Annotated in this window: 3 protein-coding genes and 1 tRNA gene; all 4 read right to left on the bottom strand. The window is 68.4% G+C overall.

The window, feature by feature from the left end; translation table 11 throughout:
* Positions 1-92: 92 nt before the first annotated feature.
* Positions 93-1,049: a ribose-phosphate diphosphokinase gene (locus K0M70_RS13390; RefSeq protein WP_290782752.1), complete on the bottom strand. Its 957-nt coding sequence runs from the start codon at positions 1,047-1,049 to the stop codon at positions 93-95.
* A gap of 48 nt (positions 1,050-1,097) precedes the next feature.
* Positions 1,098-1,175 (bottom strand) — tRNA-Gln (locus K0M70_RS13385).
* A gap of 23 nt (positions 1,176-1,198) precedes the next feature.
* The gene (gene ispE, locus K0M70_RS13380) at positions 1,199-2,074 is read right to left on the bottom strand and encodes a 4-(cytidine 5'-diphospho)-2-C-methyl-D-erythritol kinase (protein ID WP_290782754.1); all 876 of its coding nucleotides are present in this window, start codon (positions 2,072-2,074) and stop codon (positions 1,199-1,201) included.
* Positions 2,059-2,284: lipoprotein insertase outer membrane protein LolB (locus tag K0M70_RS13375; protein ID WP_290782750.1), on the bottom strand; the 226-nt coding region annotated here is incomplete at its 5' end. The genes ispE and K0M70_RS13375, both read right to left, overlap by 16 nt.

Below are 2,284 nucleotides of genomic sequence, written 5' to 3'. Positions count from 1 at the left end.
GGCCCCGCCACCCGCCCCCGGGCGGGCCCCGGCCGGTTATGGGGGTTGGGCCATCCGCTAAGCCCTACCCCGGATCCCCTGCCCGCCTTGCTTCAGTCCACGTAGAGCGAACTGACCGATTCACCGAACGCGATGCGACGGATGGTTTCCGCAAGCAGTTCGGCCACGCTGAGCTGGCGGATGCGCGGGCAGGCCCGGGCGGCTTCCGACAGCGGGATGGTGTCGGTGACCACCAGCTCGTCAAGCTGCGAGTTGGTGACGTTGGCGATCGCCGCGCCCGACAGCACGGGGTGCGTGCAGTAGGCAACGACCTTCTTGGCACCGTTGGCCTTCAGCGCCGCCGCGGCCGCGCACAGCGTGCCGGCGGTGTCGATGATGTCGTCCACCAGCACGCAGGTCTTGCCGCTGACGTCGCCGATGATGTTCATCACCGTGGACACATTGGCCTTCGGGCGCCGCTTGTCGATGATGGCAAGTTCGGCGTCGTCCAACCGCTTGGCGACCGCACGGGCACGCACCACGCCGCCCACGTCGGGCGACACCACGATCAGGTTGTCGGTGCCGTGGCTGCGCCAGATGTCGGCCAGCAGGATCGGCGAGGCGTAAACGTTGTCCACCGGGATGTCGAAGAAGCCCTGGATCTGGTCGGCGTGCAGGTCGATGGTGAGCACGCGGTCGGTGCCGACCGCCGAGAACATCTTCGCCGCGACCTTGGCCGTGATGGGCACGCGCGCCGAACGCGGGCGGCGGTCCTGCCGGGCGTAGCCGAAGTACGGCACCACCGCAGTGACGTTGGCCACCGAGGCGCGCTTGAGCGCGTCAATCAGCACCAGCAGCTCCATGAAATTCTCGGCCGTGGGCGCGCAAGTGGACTGGATCACGAACACTTCCTGCCGCCGCACGTTTTCCTCGATCTCGACCTGGCATTCGCCGTCGGAGAACTGGCCCACCAGCGCCTTGCCCAGCGGGATACCCAGCTGGCGGCACACCGACAGCGCGAGCGGACGATTGGCATTGCCGGTGAAGACGAGCAGGTTTTGTTTGCTCATGGATTGGCCTTCCGCGCTGTGGGTTATGACTTGGCTTTCGCCGATGGATGGCTGGGGCGGTAGGATTCGAACCTACGAAATGCCGGGATCAAAACCCGGTGCCTTAGGCCACTTGGCGACGCCCCACCGTTGCAACTTCCCGCTTCGACTCAGCGCTGCCCAAGCGCCCGGTGCAGCGGCGACTCCGACACGCCTTCGGCAACCCAGGCCCGGAAACCTTTCGGCAGCCGGGCCAGCGCGGCCTCGGCGTCGGCCCGCACGCCGAAGCGGACGAAACAACCGCCGCCGGTCCCGGTCAGGGCCGCCGGACCGAGCTGCGAAAGCACCTGCAGGGTCGCCTCGACGGCTTCCGAACGGCGACGCAGCACCGGCTCGAAGGCATTGCCGAGCGCGGAGCCAGAAACGAAGTCCGCTATTGTGGCCGGGGCCGCATCACGCGTCAAATCAGGGGCTTGGAACAACTCCGCGGTGGGCACGCCAACGCCCGTGTCCACCACCAGATAAGCGGCCGGCGCCAGCGCGATCGGCGTCAACTGTTCGCCGATGCCTTCGGCCCAGGCGCTGCGGCCGCGCACGAACACCGGCACGTCGGCACCCAGCTGCTGCCCCAGCGCCGCCAGGCGGTCCTCGTCCAGCCCCGCCGCCCACAGCCGGTTCAAGGCCACCAGCACGGTAGCGGCATCCGACGAGCCCCCGCCGAAGCCGCCGCCCAAGGGAATGATCTTTTCAACGAAGATGTCCGCACCTTCGGCTATTTTAGCTTCACTTTGCAGTAATTTAGCCGCACGAATCGCCAAATCCTGCTCCTCCGGTACGCCGTAAGCCTGGGACACGGCGCGTCGGATCTGTCCGTCCGGTCGTAGCCGCAGCCGCACGGTGTCGCCCCAGTCCAGCAGTTGGAACACGGTCTGCAGGCGGTGGTAACCGTCCGGCCGCCGTCCCAGGATGCGCAGGAACAGGTTGAGCTTGGCCGGCGCGGGCCAGCGGCTCCAGCCGTCCTGCGCTTCGCTCACGGCTCGCCCCAGCTGTCCACCACCAGCCGGACGGTGGATTCGCCCTGCCGGGCAAAGACACGCCGCGGCCGGGCCGGCTCGGCGGCGTCCCACTCGCGGTACTCGACCTGCCAGCCCTGCTGGGCGATCAGCGCCGGCAATCCCTCGGGCGTGAACTCGACGGTGGCGGGGCCGCGGGGGCCCCCGCCCCGGCCGCCCGGCGGGGCGGCTTCAAAGATAGGT

This window comes from Arenimonas sp. (assembly GCF_019459675.1).
GTDB lineage: Bacteria > Pseudomonadota > Gammaproteobacteria > Xanthomonadales > Xanthomonadaceae > Arenimonas.
This window is presented reverse-complemented; position numbering and strand designations above follow the sequence as displayed.